This window comes from Streptomyces sp. NPDC005576 (genome assembly GCF_042871745.1).
In the GTDB taxonomy this organism is placed as follows: domain Bacteria; phylum Actinomycetota; class Actinomycetes; order Streptomycetales; family Streptomycetaceae; genus Streptomyces.
Genome location: NZ_JBIAJC010000004.1, coordinates 278,210 through 292,632, shown reverse-complemented (window position 1 = coordinate 292,632; position 14,423 = coordinate 278,210). Strand labels below are relative to the sequence as shown.

Here is a 14,423-nt window from a genome sequence, read left to right as displayed (position 1 = left end):
GCGGCGGGCTCGTGCGGACGGCTCTCCCTCCGCGGGCCTCGGGCGTCACGACCGCCCCGACGCGTCCCCACCCGGGTCCCCTTCAGGACGGTGGCCCGGGACCGTCCCATTGGGGGGTAACCGTGGCCCGTATCCGGGTTCTCGTGGTTGACGACCACCGTATTTTCGCCGAGTCGCTCGCAGCCGCGCTCGCCGCCGAGCCGGACGTGGACGTGGCAGCCGCAGGCAGCGGCCCCGCCGCGCTGCGCTGCCTCGACCGCGCAGCCACCGAGGGCCGCGGCTACGACGTCATGCTGGTCGACGCCGAACTGGGCGGCACGGCGCCGGGGTCCGGCCCCCTCCCGCACCAGGGCGGTCCGGTCGACGGGATCTCGCTCGTCGCGGGGGTCCGCGAGGGCCGGCCGGGCGTCCGCACGGTGGTGCTCGCGGAGCGGGACGATCCGCGCCGCGCGGCGGCGGCACTCCAGGCGGGGGCCTGCGGCTGGGTCGCCAAGGACTGTTCCCTGCAACGCCTGTTGGCGGTCATCCGCGGGGTGCTGCGCGGCGAGACGCATCTGCCGCCGGCTCTGCTCACCGGCGTCCTGCGGGAGTTGACGGCCGCGCGCAAGCACCGCACCGAGAGCGAACTGCTGGTGGAGTCGCTCACCCCGCGCGAGCGGGAGGTGCTGCGCTGCATGGTCGCGGGGCTGGGGCGCAAGGCGGTCGCGGAGCGGCTCTACCTCTCCCCGCACACGGTCCGTACCCACATGCAGAACGTCCTGGGCAAGCTCGGGGTGCATTCGACGCTGGCGGCCGTCGCCCTGGCCCGCAGGGCGGGCGTGGGTCCGGTCGATCTGACGTCCGAAGTGGTGGAGCTATCCGGGGACGTTGTCGAACGGGGCAGTCAACTGGCGTAGCAGGTCGGCGAGTTCGCCGCGCTGGCGCGGAGAGAGCTCGCCCAGGATGGCGCGCTCCTGGTCGAGCAGGCCGGCCAGCGACTGGTCGGCCTTGTCGCGCCCCTCGGCGGTCAGCCGGACCAGTACGCCGCGCCGGTCGTTGGGGTCGGGGAGGCGCTCCACGAGGTTCTTCTTGGTCAGCCGGTCGATGCGGTTGGTCATCGTGCCCGAGGTGACCAGGGTCTGGGTCAGCAGCTGGCCGGGGGAGAGCTGGTACGGGGCGCCGGCCCGGCGGAGCGACGTGAGGACGTCGAACTCCCAGGGCTCCAGGTTGTGCTCGGAGAACGCGATGCGGCGGGCCCGGTCGAGATGGCGCGCGAGGCGCGACACCCGGCTGAGGACCTCTAGTGGTTCCACGTCGAGGTCGGGGCGCTCGCGGCGCCATGCTGCGACCAGACGGTCGACCTCGTCCTCCATGTCGATCAGTGTAAAGGGTCTGTCGACATGAAGTCTCTTGATTCCAAGTGTCTTGACGTCAAGATAGTTCGGGGTGATGCTGAGGGCATGAGCGCATCCGTCTGGGACCCCGGTCAGTACCTCCACCACGCGGAGCACCGGGCGCGTCCCTTCCTCGATCTCCTCGCCCGGGTCGGCGAGCTCCCCGGCGCCCCCCGCCCCCGCATCGCCGACCTCGGCTGCGGCCCCGGCAACGTCACCCTCCTCCTCGCCGACCGGTGGCCGGGGGGCCGGATCACCGGTTACGACAACTCCCCGCAGATGCTGGAGAGGGCCCGCGCCCAGGCCACCGCCACGCTCGACTTCGCCGAGGCGGACGCGGTGGAGTGGGTCCCCTCGGAGCCGTACGGCCTGATCGTCTCCAACGCCCTGCTCCAGTGGGTCCCCGGCCACGCCGACCGCTTCCCCGCCTGGCTGGACGGCCTGGCCCCCGGCGGCACCCTCGCCTTCCAGGTCCCCGGCAACTTCACCGCCCCCAGCCACGTCCTGCTGCGCGAACTCGCCGAGTCCCGCCGCTGGCGGGACCGACTCGCCGGACTCCTCCGTCACGACGGCGCGGTCCTGGAGCCCGCCGCCTACTACGACCGGCTCACCGGGGCCGGGTGCGCGGCGGTGGACGTCTGGGAGACCACGTACCTCCAGATCCTGCACGGCGAGGACGCGGTGCTCGACTGGACCAGGGGGACCAGCCTGCGTCCGGTCCTCGCCGCCCTCGCCGACGACCCCGAAGCCCGCGACGCCTTCCTCACGGCCTACCGCGACCTGCTGCGCACCGCCTATCCCGAGGGCCCGCACGGCACGGTCTTCCCGTTCCGGCGGATCTTCGCGGTCGCCCGGAAGGGTGAGGGGTGATCGCCGCACTCGACCATGTGCGGCTCACCGCCCCTCGGCACGGCGCCTCGCGGCGTTGCCGGACCGCCGCGCGCTTCCCGGCCTTGATCCGCCGGACACCACCTAAGCTGGAGGCCAGGAGGTGCCCAGTGACGGTCATGGAACACCGGCCCCAGATGCGGGCCGAGGAGTTCGAGCGCATCGCCGCAGCCGCCGAGCGCGAGGGCGTCCGCATGGAGTTCATCCACGGCAGGCTGGGGGTCAAGGCCGTGCCCGACGGGGACCACGACGAGATCATCCGCTGGCTCACCCGACGCTGCATGCAGCACCGCCCCGAGCTGTGGCTCTACCCCGAACGCGGCCTGAGGATTCAGACCTACCGCAATGGCCACGCCAAGCCCGACGGCACGCTCGCCCCCGAGGGCGCCTTCGGCGGGGAGCGCGAATGGGCTTCCCCCGACCGGGTCCTCATGATCGTGGAGGTCACCTCCTACGACGCCGACACCGACAAGCGCGACCGGGAGGAGAAGCCCGCGGCCTACGCCGAGACCGGCATCCCGGTGTACCTGCTGATCGATCGCGACGCCTGCGAGACCCTCGTCCACAGCGAGCCCGACGCCGGTTCGTACACCAAGGTCCTGCGCCGCCCCTTCGGCAAGACCATCGAGCTCCCCGCTCCCGTCGGCTTCGCCCTGGACACCGACCCCCTCAAGGAGTGGGTGCGCTGACCGCCGGGGCCCCGGCCGGCTTCGCGCTCCGTCCGTGCCCGTCCGTGCCCGTACGAGAAGGGTCCCGCCACCCTCGCGGATGGCGGGAGCCCCTCGTACGCCTTCGCGTACGTCAGCTCCTGCGGTGCCCGATGAGCCGGGGCTTCGACTCCAGGTTCTCCAGGCCGTGCCAGGCCAGGTTCACCAGGTGCGCCGCCACCTCCGCCTTGCGGGGCTTGCGGACGTCCAGCCACCACTGGCCGGTCAGGGCCACCATGCCGACGAGGGCCTGCGCGTAGAGCGGGGCCAGCTTCTGGTCGAAGCCCCGGGCCTTGAACTCCATGCCCAGGATGTCCTCCACCTGCGTGGCGATGTCACTGATCAGCGAGGCGAAGGTGCCCGTCGACTGGGCGACCGGCGAGTCCCGGACCAGGATGCGGAAGCCGTCCGTGTACGTGTCGATGTAGTCGAGCAGCGCGAAGGCGGCCTGCTCCAGCAGCTCGCGCGGGTGACCCGCGGTGAGGGCGCTCGTCACCATGTCCAGCAGCCGGCGCATCTCGCGGTCGACCACGACGGCGTACAGGCCCTCCTTGCCGCCGAAGTGCTCGTAGACCACGGGCTTGGAGACCCCGGCGCGGGCCGCGATCTCCTCCACCGAGGTCCCTTCGAACCCCTTGTCGGCGAAGAGCGTGCGACCGATGTCCAGCAGCTGTTCGCGCCGCTCCTTCCCCGTCATCCGGACCCGCGGGGTCCGGCGCACGGGGGGAGGGCTGCTCTTCTCGCTGCTCGTGCTGCCGTCGGTCGCCACGCTCCCCATCATGCCGCGTCGGCGGGCACGGCCTCGCGCCGGGACTCCTTGCGTCGTGAGTCGATGCGGTCGGCGTCCGGCCACCGGACGTCGGACGCCCAGCCCAGCTGCTCGAACCAGCGGATCAGTCGGGCGCTGGAGTCGATCTGGCCGCGCATCACCCCGTGCCGGGCGCTCGTCGGGTCCGCGTGGTGCAGGTTGTGCCAGGACTCGCCGCAGGAGAGCACCGCCAGCCACCACACGTTCCCCGACCTGTCGCGGGACTTGAAGGGGCGCTTGCCGACCGCGTGGCAGATCGAGTTGATCGCCCAGGTGACGTGGTGGAGCAGCGCCACCCGTACCAGGGAACCCCAGAAGAAGGCCGTCGCCGCACCCCACCACGACATCGTCACCAGACCGCCGATCAGCGGCGGGATTCCCAGCGAGATGATCGTGAAGGTCAGGAAGTGGCGGGAGATCGCCCTCATCGCCGGGTCCTTGACCAGGTCGGGGGCGTACTTCTGCTGCGGGGTCTGCTCCTCGTTGAACATCCAGCCGATGTGCGCCCACCACAGGCCCTTGATCAGGGCCGGCATCGTCTCGCCGAAGCGCCACGGCGAGTGGGGGTCGCCCTCGGCGTCGGAGAACCGGTGGTGCTTGCGGTGATCGGCGACCCACCGCACCAGCGGGCCCTCCACGGCCAGCGAGCCGGCGACGGCGAGCGCGATGCGCAGCGGGCGCTTCGCCTTGAAGGAGCCGTGCGTGAAGTAACGGTGGAAGCCGATCGTGACGCCGTGGCAGCCGATGTAGTACATCGCCACCATCAGCCCCAGATCGAGCCAGCTGACGCCGTGCCCCCAGAGCAGCGGCACCGCCGCCACCAGGGCCGCGAACGGCACCACGATGAAGAGGAGCAGCGCGATCTGTTCGATCGACCGCTTGCTGTCGCCGCCGAGCGTGGCGGAGGGGACGGGATCGGGACCGGACGGCGCCGGTGGCTCCGGCTGGTCGGTCAGATCGGGGCTGATGGTCATGTGGTCCCCCGGGGGGTGAGGAGAACAATTCGGAATCGGCCTTGGGCTACGGGGCCGTGACTTACGGGATCGTAAGTAGTGCAGTGACGCGGCCCACACCACCAGACCACGTTCCGTGCGCCGTTCGTGGTATCTCCTGCCCCCATCCGGGTAAAGCCTGTACGGCTCCGGCCGTCCAGGGCCTGTAGGGGGTTGTCGGACGCCGCGGGCCAACCCGATACAGGCCCTCGTGCCCCCGCCGTCCCACCCTGTGAGGCCACCGGACGCGCCGACGCCGGTGACACATATCCTGGGAGGGTCGGACAGCGCGGTCCGCACCCCGCTCGTCCCGGGGGCGGCACCAGCACCGCTGCGGCCGTTGGCCCCGGATTCGTGCTCTACCACTGCAAGGAGCCGCACACTGTGAGCAGTGCCGACCAGACCCCTGCCGCCAGCCCCGAGCTGCGAGCCGACATCCGTCGCCTCGGCGACCTGCTGGGCGAGACCCTGGTACGCCAGGAGGGCCCGGAACTCCTCGAACTCGTCGAACGCGTCCGCGCCCTCACCCGTACGGACGGCGAAGCGGCGGCCGAGCTTCTCGGTGACACCGATCTGGAGACCGCGGCGCAGCTCGTGCGCGCCTTCTCCACCTACTTCCACCTGGCCAACGTCACCGAGCAGGTGCACCGCGCCCACGAGATGCGTGACCGGCGTGCCGCGGAGGGCGGACTCCTCGCCCGTACCGCCGACCTCCTCAAGGACGCCGACCCCGAGCACCTGCGGGAGACCGTCAAGAACCTCAACGTGCGGCCCGTCTTCACGGCCCACCCCACCGAGGCCGCCCGCCGCTCCGTACTGAACAAGCTCCGCCGCATCGCCGCCCTGCTGGAGACGCCCGTCATCGAGGCCGACCGGCGCCGCGTCGACCTGCGGCTCGCGGAGAACATCGACCTCATCTGGCAGACCGACGAGCTGCGCGTCGTCCGCCCGGAGCCGGCCGACGAAGCCCGCAACGCCATCTACTACTTGGACGAGCTGCACGCCAACGCGGTGGGCGACGTCCTCGAAGACCTCTCCGCCGAGCTGGAGCGCGTCGGCGCCCCGCTGCCCCCGGGCACCCGCCCGCTCACCTTCGGTACCTGGATCGGTGGCGACCGCGACGGCAACCCCAATGTGACGCCCGCCGTCACCTGGGACGTGCTGATCCTCCAGCACGAGCACGGCATCACCGACGCCCTCGAACTCATCGACCACCTGCGCGGGCTGCTCTCCAACTCCATCCGTTACACGGGCGCCACCGAAGAGCTGCTCGAATCCCTCCAGGCCGACCTGGAGCGCCTCCCGGAGATCAGCCCGCGCTACAAGCGGCTGAACGCCGAGGAGCCGTACCGGCTCAAGGCCACCTGCATCCGCCAGAAGCTCGTCAACACCCGCGAGCGCCTCGCCCAGGGCACCCCGCACCGCCCCGGCTGCGACTACCTCGGCACCTCCGAGCTCCTCGCGGACCTCACCCTCATCCAGACCTCGCTGCGCGAGCACCGCGGCGGCCTCTTCGCCGACGGCCGGATGGACCGCACCATCCGTACGCTGGGCGCCTTCGGCCTCCAGCTCGCCACCATGGACGTACGCGAGCACGCCGACGCCCACCACCACGCCCTCGGTCAGCTCTTCGACCGGCTCGGCGAGGAGTCGTGGCGCTACAGCGACATGCCGCGCGACTACCGGCAGAAGCTCCTCGCCAAGGAACTCCGCTCCCGTCGCCCGCTCGCCCCGACCCCGGCTCCGCTGGACGCGGCGGGCGCCAAGACCCTCGGCGTCTTCCACACCATCCAGGAAGCGTTCGAGCGTTTCGGCCCCGAGGTCATCGAGTCCTACATCATCTCGATGTGCCAGGGCGCCGACGACGTGTTCGCCGCGGCCGTCCTCGCCCGCGAGGCGGGCCTCCTCGACCTGCACGCCGGCTGGGCGAAGATCGGCATCGTGCCGCTCCTCGAGACCACCGACGAGCTGCGCGCCGCCGACGTCATCCTCGACGAGATGCTCGCCGACCCCTCCTACCGGCGCCTCGTCTCCCTGCGCGGCGACGTCCAGGAGGTCATGCTCGGCTACTCCGACTCCTCCAAGTTCGGCGGCATCACCACCTCCCAGTGGGAGATCCACCGCGCCCAGCGCCGGCTGCGCGACGTCGCCCACCGCTACGGCGTACGGCTGCGCCTCTTCCACGGCCGCGGCGGCACCGTCGGCCGTGGTGGCGGCCCCTCGCACGACGCGATCCTCGCCCAGCCCTGGGGAACCCTGGAGGGCGAGATCAAGGTGACCGAGCAGGGCGAGGTCATCTCCGACAAGTACCTCATCCCGGCGCTCGCCCGCGAGAACCTGGAACTCACCGTCGCGGCCACCCTGCAGGCCTCCGCCCTGCACACCGCGCCGCGTCAGTCGGACGAGGCGCTGGCCCGCTGGGACGCGGCCATGGACACCGTCTCGGACGCCGCCCACTCCGCGTACCGCAAGCTGGTCGAGGACCCCGACCTGCCCTCGTACTTCCTCGCCTCCACCCCGGTGGACCAGCTCGCCGACCTGCACCTCGGCTCGCGGCCCTCCCGCCGCCCCGGCTCGGGCGTCTCGCTCGACGGCCTGCGCGCCATCCCGTGGGTCTTCGGCTGGACCCAGTCGCGGCAGATCGTCCCCGGCTGGTTCGGCGTCGGCTCGGGCCTCAAGGCCCTGCGCGAGGCCGGTCTCGACACCGTGCTGGACGAGATGCACGGCCAGTGGCACTTCTTCCAGAACTTCCTGTCCAACGTCGAGATGACGCTGGCCAAGACGGACCTGCGCATCGCCCGCCACTACGTCGACACCCTCGTCCCCGACGAGCTGAAGCACGTCTTCGACGCCATCGAGGCCGAACACGCCCTCACCGTCCAGGAAGTCCTGCGGATCACCGGCAACACCGAACTCCTCGGCACCAGCCCGGTCCTCCAGCAGACCTTCGCCATCCGCGACGCCTACCTGGACCCGATCTCCTACCTCCAGGTCGCCCTCCTCAAGCGCCAGCGCGACGCCGCGGAGGCCGGCGAGGAAGCCGACCCGCTGCTCGCCCGCGCGCTGCTCCTCACCGTCAACGGTGTGGCGGCGGGGCTCCGCAACACCGGCTGATCCAGCGGTCGTTGCCCGCTCGCTGACGGTGCCCCCGTCCGGACATGCCGTCCGGGCGGGGGCACCTGGGCGTGCGGGCCGCCTCGTGGGGAGGCGGGGTCATGGGAAGTACAGGGCGGCCTTCTCCAGTACGTGGCTCGTGAACATGCCGCCCCACGCGGTGCCGCCCCGGTACATCGTGGTGCGTGCGGCGCCCTGGGTGGTCTCGACCGTGAGGGGGCGGCTGATCAGTGTCGTGTCGAGGAGCCGGGCGTCCTGGGCCGCCCACCGGGCAGCCTCGGGCCGGACGCGTTCGCTCACCAGGGCGGGGAGGACCAGCGCCGCGTTGCGCGCACCGGGGATGCCTCCGCGCAGGCTCTTGGCGTAACGCATGGCCCAGGCGGTGAACGCCCCCAGGGTGGCCTGGTCGATCTCGGGGACGGCCGCCGCGAAGACGAACAGCTCGGCCTTCGTCCCGAACCACCGGACCTTGCGGTCGGCGCGGTAGCCGGTCACCACCCGGTACTCCTGCCAACCGGGCGAAGAGACTGCGCAACCGTCGGTCGTCAGCCGCTGGTGGAGTGCCGTGAGGTACGTGGCCGCCGCGTCGGCGGTGGGGTCGGTGGGATTGGTCGGGCCGGTCGAATCGGTCGCACGAGAATCCATGGGCGAATCCTCCAACACCCCTGGCGCACAAGGGAGGAGAAGCCTGAAGGTCGTCGCTCAGGAACACGGAATGCGGTACGTCGCACGTCCGGCGGCCCTCGCGCGCCCCCTCACAGTGCGAGGAACGTCGCCACCAGCAGCGCCGCCCCCGCGACCCCCGCCGCCCACGCCGTACGGGTCAGCCGCAGGCCGCCGCCCACCACCAGGGAGGCCAGGATCAGGGCGCCGCCCAACGGGAGCCAGGCGTGCAGGAATCCGGGGACACCGGTCCGTACGGCCTCGGCGGTGCCGGGCTTGAGCACCACCGGGAACTCGTCGCCGCGCTGCGCCGCGACCGAGCGCGTGACGATCACACCCGAGCGCGGCGGGGACTGGGCGTCCGGGGCGTACGTCCCGGTACAGGTGTCGTCGCCGCAGCCGGTCACCGTCAACGTGCCGTGCTCACGGCCCTTGGCCAGAATGATGTGGTGCGCCGTCTCCCACGACGTCCACGCCCCCGCGACGAGCAGCAGCAGGGTGACCAGGGCCATCGCACCGTTGCGGGCGATCACGGCCATGCGCTGGGAGGGCTTCATGGGGGCCGATCTTTGGGCAGGACAATGCCCTCGGTCAACTTGCGGCCGAAAAGGGACGGGGAAGCGGTGTATATGTCGGGAGTTGGGCGTTCCCGGTCCGATGCCTTCGCGGCTCCGGACGAGGCCGCCTCGCGCTCTGCCGGTCCTGTCCACGGCAGGCACTGCCTCGACCGGCAGGTCGCCGACCGCGCCGGGACCGAGCGTCGGGGGCCGTCAGCCGATCCGGAGCCCCAGACGGACCCGCAACGACTCCGCCTGCTCGGGCGTGGCCAGCACCATGATGCTGTCGTACGTCGCATGCGGCTCGCGGGGGAAGTCCACGGACCGCCACGAGCGGGGGTCGTCGCGGTGAACGGTCCGGGCCACCGCCCTGCAGGCGGCGAAGTGGTCGAGGTAGTCGTCCGCGAAGTGCTCGGCGGGGACGGATACGCGGACGTCGTCCCGGTCGAACTCCACCCGGTCCGCCCGCCCGTCGGCGAACTCGCCCTCTCCCCGCACCAGCCGTACGTCGGTGATGGCGACCCCACCACCGGCGACCCGGGCGGCCCGCGCCAGGAGGGCAGCGTAGCTTTCGCCGAGGGAGTCGACGTCGTCACCGTGGGCCGAGACCGCCACCCCGAACTCCTCCAGCGCGCGGGCCGTTTCGTACGGCGTCAGTGCCCTGTCCGCGTATCCGGCGGCGGCTGCGAGAGCCTCGCGCGCTGCTGCTTCCGTCACCATGCCCGTGGCATGCAGCAGTGCGCCCATGCGGGTCCGGGTGATCGATGGGGTGTGTGGCATGAACGGTGATTCTGCCAGCGCCGGAGCGGCGCACTCCCGGCGCCCTCGGTGGGAGACCGAAGCCGTGCGCCCAGCCCCGCGACGCAGCGAGCCAACCCCGTACAGACCCTGGGTTGCGTCTGACCATTCGCCGCCCGCCCGGCGGGAATGGTCAGATACGGCCCTAGGAGTTGTACGTCCCCTGGGCCCGCTCCAGACCGTCCGCGAGCAGTGACTCCACCGCATCGGCCGCCCGGTCCACCAGGTAGGCGAGCTCCTTGCGTTCGGTGGAGGAGAAGTCCTTCAGCACGAAGTCCGCGACCTGCATCCGGCCCGGCGGCCGGCCGATGCCGAAGCGCACCCGGTGGTACTCCGGACCCATCGATTTCGTCATCGACTTCAGGCCGTTGTGGCCGTTGTCGCCGCCGCCGAGTTTCAGCCGCAGTGAGCCGAAGTCGATGTCCAACTCGTCGTGGACCGCGACGACATGGTCGGTCGGCACCTTGTAGAAGTCGCGCAGTGCCGTCACCGGGCCGCCCGACAGGTTCATGTACGACTGCGGCTTCGCCAGGATCACCCGCCGGTTCGCCGGGCCGGGCGGGCCGATGCGGCCCTCCACCACCTGCGCCTGCGCCTTCTGCGCCCGCTTGAACTTCCCGCCGATCCGTTCGGCCAGCAGGTCGGCGACCATGAAGCCGACGTTGTGCCGGTTCGCGGTGTACTCGGGGCCGGGATTGCCGAGGCCCACGATGAGCCAGGGGTCGGTGACGTCGGACATCTGCGCGCTGTCTCCTCGGATGCGGGCCGGGCGAAAACGGCCGGAGGGCGGGGCGGGGCGGGTCACAGCGGGCTCGGTGCCCCGCACAGGCCGACGGGGCGGCGGACTCCCGGGAAGGGAGACCGCCGCCCCGTCGGTCAAGCAGGTCGGTGCGGGACGGAGGCTCAGGCCTCGGTGGTCTCGGCGGCCTCGGCGGACGGCTCCTCGGCCTGCGCGGCGACGACCTGGAGCACGATGGCGTCCTCGTCACCGGAGAGCACGGAGCCCTTCGGCAGCGTGATGTCCTTGGCGAGGATCGAGTCACCGGCGGACAGGCCCGCGATGGAGACCGTCACGGACTCGGGGATGTGGGTGGCCTCGGCCTCGATGCTCAGGGTGTTCTGGACGAAGTCGACCAGGAAGGCGCCCGGGGCCAGGTCGCCCTCGGTCTCGATCGTGATCTCGACGTTGACCTTCTCGCCGCGCTTCACGGTCAGCAGGTCGACGTGCTCGATGTTGCCCTTGATGGCGTTGCGCTGCACGGCCTTCGGGATGACGAGCGCGCTCTTGCCGTCGATCTCGAGACCGATCAGGACGTTCGGGGTGCGGAGCGCGAGCTGCAGCTCGTGGGCCGGCAGGTTGATGTGCACGGACTCGGCGCCGTGGCCGTAGACGACCGCGGGAACCAGGTTGGCGCGGCGGGCGCGGCGGGCGGCGCCCTTGCCGAACTCGGAACGGCCTTCGACGGCGAGGTTGATCTGGTCGGCCATGACTGCACTCCTCGTGGGGTGACGAAAACGGACTGGTCACCCGGCCACGACTTGATGGCCTGCTACGAAGAGCGCGTCGATAACGGAGCGCCGTACATGAGTACGGCCTCCCTCGCCGAGCAACTCCGTGAGTCTACCCGGCGGGGAGGCCGTACCCCAAGTGGATCAGTCCCGCCCGCACCAGCCCCCCGCTGACCTGCGGGTTACTCGTGCAACGTGGCGGACCCGTGGGCGGCGGTCGGGACCACCGTCACTGGTCGGAGCTCTTCAGCGCCGGCCCTTCGCGATCAGTGCTCGTCGCGCTCGTCGCTCTCGAAGAGGCTGGTGACCGACCCGTCCTCGAAGACCTCGCGCACCGCGCGGGCGATCGTCGGGGCGATGGAGAGCACCGTGATCTTGTCGAGCTCCAGCTCGCCCGGGGTCGGCAGGGTGTCCGTGAAGACGAACTCGCTGACCTTGGAGTTCTTCAGGCGGTCCGCGGCCGGGCCGGAGAGCACGCCGTGGGTGGCCGTCACTATGACGTCCTCGGCACCGTGCGCGAACAGGGCGTCGGCGGCGGCGCAGATCGTGCCACCGGTGTCGATCATGTCGTCGACCAGGACACAGACCCGGCCCTGGACGTTGCCGACGACCTCGTGGACGCTGACCTGGTTCGGGACGTCCTTGTCGCGGCGCTTGTGCACGATCGCCAGCGGGGCGTCCAGCCGGTCGCACCAGCGGTCGGCGACGCGTACGCGGCCGGCGTCCGGGGAGACGATCGTCAGCTTCGAGCGGTCGACCTTGGCACCGACGTAGTCGGCGAGGATCGGCAGCGCGAAGAGGTGGTCGACCGGGCCGTCGAAGAAGCCCTGGATCTGGTCGGTGTGCAGGTCGACGGTGAGGATGCGGTCGGCGCCCGCCGTCTGCATGAGGTCGGCGACCAGACGGGCCGAGATCGGCTCGCGACCGCGGTGCTTCTTGTCCTGGCGGGCGTAGCCGTAGAACGGAACGATCACTGTGACCGAACGTGCCGAGGCGCGCTTCAGCGCGTCCAGCATGATCAGCTGCTCCATGATCCACTTGTTGATCGGAGCCGTGTGGCTCTGGATCAGGAAGCAGTCGGCACCGCGGGCGGATTCCTGGAAGCGGACGTAGATCTCACCGTTGGCGAAATCGAAGGCCTTCGTCGGCACGAGACCGACACCCAACTGGTGTGCGACCTCCTCGGCCAGCTCGGGGTGGGCGCGGCCGGAGAAGAACATCAGTTTCTTCTCGCCGGTCGTCTTGATCCCGGTCACAGCACAGTCTCCTCAGACGTGTTTCTGACCGTTGCACGCATGTGTCCCGATGTGCAACGTGCCAGCCGAAATGGGTGAGCATCTTTCACGGTACGCCGAGTCCGGCGCGCGTGTTTCCGGTCAGCTTTCGCCGTCGGAATCCTGTGTGGCGGCCAAGGCGGCCTGAGCGGCGGCGCTTCCGGGCCGCTTGCGCGCGACCCAGCCCTCGATATTCCGCTGCTGGCCCCGGGCGACGGCCAGGGAACCGGCGGGTACGTCCTTGGTGATGACCGAACCCGCCGCGGTGTAAACGCCGTCTCCGACCGTGACGGGTGCCACAAACATATTGTCCGACCCGGTGCGGCAGTGCGAACCGATCGTGGTGTGGTGCTTGGCCACGCCGTCGTAGTTCACGAACACGCTGGCGGCGCCGATGTTGCTGTGGTCGCCGATGGTCGCGTCGCCGACGTACGAGAGGTGCGGGACCTTGGTCCCCTCGCCGATCGTGGCGTTCTTCATCTCGACGTACGTACCGGCCTTCGCCCGGGCGCCGAGCTTCGTGCCCGGGCGCAGGTAGGCGTACGGGCCGACGGTGGCGCCGGGGCCGATCTCGGCACTGTCGGAGACCGTGTTGTCCACCCGGGCACCCTCGTGGACGACGGTGTCCTTCAGCCGTGTGTTCGGGCCGACCTCGGCGTCCTCGGCGACGTGGGTGGTCCCGAGCAGCTGCGTACCGGGGTGCACCACCGCGTCCTGCCCGAAGGTGACCGTCACGTCGACCAGCGTCGAGGCCGGGTCCACGATCGTGACGCCGGCCAGCATGGCCCGCTCCAGCAGCCGCTGGTTGAGCAGGCGGCGGGCCTCGGCGAGCTGGACGCGGTTGTTGATGCCGAGGATCTCCCGGTGGTCCGCCGCGACCGAGGCGCCGACCCGGTGGCCCGCCTCGCGCAGGATGGACAGCACGTCGGTGAGGTACTCCTCGCCCTGGCTGTTGTCGGAGCGCAGTTTGCCGAGGGCGTCCGCGAGGAGCCGGCCGTCGAAGGCGAAGACCCCGGAGTTGATCTCCCGGATCGCGCGCTGGGACGGGCTCGCGTCCTTGTGCTCGACGATCTCGGTGACCGCGCCGCTGGCGGCGTCGCGCACGATCCGGCCGTAGCCGGTGGAGTCCGGCACCTCGGCGGTGAGCACGGTGACGGCGTTGCCGTCCGAGGCGTGGGTGGCGGCGAGCGCGCCGAGCGTCGCACCGGAGAGCAGCGGGGTGTCGCCGCAGACGACGATCACGGTGCCCTCGACGCCGCCGAGCTCCTGGAGTCCGACGCGGGTGGCGTGCCCGGTGCCGTTCTGCTCCGCCTGGAAGGCGGTGCGCACGTCCGCGACGGTCGCACCGAGGTGCGCGACGACCTGCTCGCCGGCGTGCCCGACGACCACGACGAGCTGCCCGGGGTCGAGTTCGCGGGCAGCGGCGACGACGTGCCCGACGAGCGAGCGCCCGGCGACCTCGTGGAGGACCTTGGGCGTCTTCGACTTCATGCGGGTGCCTCCACCCGCTGCGAGGACGACGACTGCTGCGGGGCTGCTGGCGCTCACGGATGTGCCCTTCGGCTTTCGGGTGCGGTCACCCGCAGGATACCGGGGGTGCACCTGCCGGAAACGGGCGCGGGGGCCCCCCCCGGGGGGGGGGGGCCGGCCGGCCCCCCCCCCCCCCCCCCCGCGGCACAGCACAAAAAGGGCCCAAAAACCCCCGGGGGGCCGTAGTATACCCCGGGGGGGTGAAAACGG

The 14,423-nt window shown here is 71.2% G+C and carries 14 protein-coding genes; 4 read left to right on the top strand and 10 right to left on the bottom strand.

The features are described from left to right. Window positions 1-122: 122 nt before the first annotated feature. Window positions 123-896, top strand: a complete 774-nt coding sequence (locus tag ACFYPN_RS09375) for a response regulator transcription factor (protein ID WP_358758541.1) — start codon at window positions 123-125, stop codon at window positions 894-896. On the opposite strand, the gene ACFYPN_RS09370 is transcribed toward ACFYPN_RS09375, so the two are convergent. Next, on the bottom strand, window positions 855-1,352 hold the full coding sequence (locus ACFYPN_RS09370; RefSeq protein WP_358758543.1) for a MarR family transcriptional regulator: 498 nt from the start codon (window positions 1,350-1,352) through the stop codon (window positions 855-857). The two genes, ACFYPN_RS09375 and ACFYPN_RS09370, sit on opposite strands and share 42 nt — an antisense overlap. Before the next feature lie 87 nt (window positions 1,353-1,439). Between ACFYPN_RS09370 and ACFYPN_RS09365 the strand changes: the two genes are divergently transcribed. Continuing rightward, complete coding sequence (locus tag ACFYPN_RS09365) at window positions 1,440-2,243, top strand: trans-aconitate 2-methyltransferase (RefSeq protein WP_389297502.1); 804 nt, start codon at window positions 1,440-1,442, stop codon at window positions 2,241-2,243. A gap of 128 nt (window positions 2,244-2,371) precedes the next feature. Continuing rightward, window positions 2,372-2,950, top strand: coding sequence for a Uma2 family endonuclease (locus ACFYPN_RS09360; RefSeq protein WP_389297500.1), 579 nt, complete (start codon window positions 2,372-2,374; stop codon window positions 2,948-2,950). A gap of 112 nt (window positions 2,951-3,062) precedes the next feature. Here ACFYPN_RS09360 and ACFYPN_RS09355 read toward each other — a convergent pair whose 3' ends face one another. Beyond that, window positions 3,063-3,749: a TetR/AcrR family transcriptional regulator gene (locus ACFYPN_RS09355; protein ID WP_358758547.1), complete on the bottom strand. Its 687-nt coding sequence runs from the start codon at window positions 3,747-3,749 to the stop codon at window positions 3,063-3,065. Beyond that, window positions 3,746-4,750: a fatty acid desaturase gene (locus ACFYPN_RS09350; RefSeq protein WP_358758549.1), complete on the bottom strand. Its 1,005-nt coding sequence runs from the start codon at window positions 4,748-4,750 to the stop codon at window positions 3,746-3,748. Before ACFYPN_RS09350 ends, ACFYPN_RS09355 begins: the two co-directional genes overlap by 4 nt. Before the next feature lie 402 nt (window positions 4,751-5,152). Here ACFYPN_RS09350 and ppc point away from each other — a divergent pair, with 402 nt between their 5' ends. Beyond that, the gene (gene ppc, locus ACFYPN_RS09345) at window positions 5,153-7,882 is read left to right on the top strand and encodes a phosphoenolpyruvate carboxylase (RefSeq protein ID WP_358758551.1); all 2,730 of its coding nucleotides are present in this window, start codon (window positions 5,153-5,155) and stop codon (window positions 7,880-7,882) included. A gap of 99 nt (window positions 7,883-7,981) precedes the next feature. On the opposite strand, the gene ACFYPN_RS09340 is transcribed toward ppc, so the two are convergent. The 7 genes from ACFYPN_RS09340 to glmU form a co-directional block, all read right to left on the bottom strand. Beyond that, window positions 7,982-8,527 (bottom strand): hypothetical protein, encoded by a 546-nt coding sequence (locus ACFYPN_RS09340; protein WP_389297497.1) that lies wholly within the window; start codon window positions 8,525-8,527, stop codon window positions 7,982-7,984. Between the two features lie 110 nt (window positions 8,528-8,637). After that, on the bottom strand, window positions 8,638-9,102 hold the full coding sequence (locus ACFYPN_RS09335) for a hypothetical protein (RefSeq protein ID WP_358758555.1): 465 nt from the start codon (window positions 9,100-9,102) through the stop codon (window positions 8,638-8,640). A 213-nt stretch (window positions 9,103-9,315) separates the two neighbouring features. Further along, window positions 9,316-9,882 (bottom strand): hypothetical protein, encoded by a 567-nt coding sequence (locus ACFYPN_RS09330; protein ID WP_389297495.1) that lies wholly within the window; start codon window positions 9,880-9,882, stop codon window positions 9,316-9,318. Window positions 9,883-10,045: 163 nt separating this feature from the next. Next, window positions 10,046-10,639 carry an aminoacyl-tRNA hydrolase gene (gene pth, locus ACFYPN_RS09325; RefSeq protein ID WP_358758559.1) on the bottom strand — a complete coding sequence of 198 codons (594 nt, stop codon included), beginning with the start codon at window positions 10,637-10,639 and terminating at the stop codon, window positions 10,046-10,048. Window positions 10,640-10,803: 164 nt separating this feature from the next. After that, window positions 10,804-11,388 (bottom strand): 50S ribosomal protein L25/general stress protein Ctc, encoded by a 585-nt coding sequence (locus ACFYPN_RS09320; RefSeq protein ID WP_358758561.1) that lies wholly within the window; start codon window positions 11,386-11,388, stop codon window positions 10,804-10,806. 287 nt (window positions 11,389-11,675) lie between these two features. After that, on the bottom strand, window positions 11,676-12,665 hold the full coding sequence (locus tag ACFYPN_RS09315; RefSeq protein ID WP_358758563.1) for a ribose-phosphate diphosphokinase: 990 nt from the start codon (window positions 12,663-12,665) through the stop codon (window positions 11,676-11,678). A gap of 120 nt (window positions 12,666-12,785) precedes the next feature. Beyond that, window positions 12,786-14,231: a bifunctional UDP-N-acetylglucosamine diphosphorylase/glucosamine-1-phosphate N-acetyltransferase GlmU gene (glmU, locus tag ACFYPN_RS09310; protein ID WP_389297492.1), complete on the bottom strand. Its 1,446-nt coding sequence runs from the start codon at window positions 14,229-14,231 to the stop codon at window positions 12,786-12,788. Window positions 14,232-14,423: the final 192 nt, after the last annotated feature.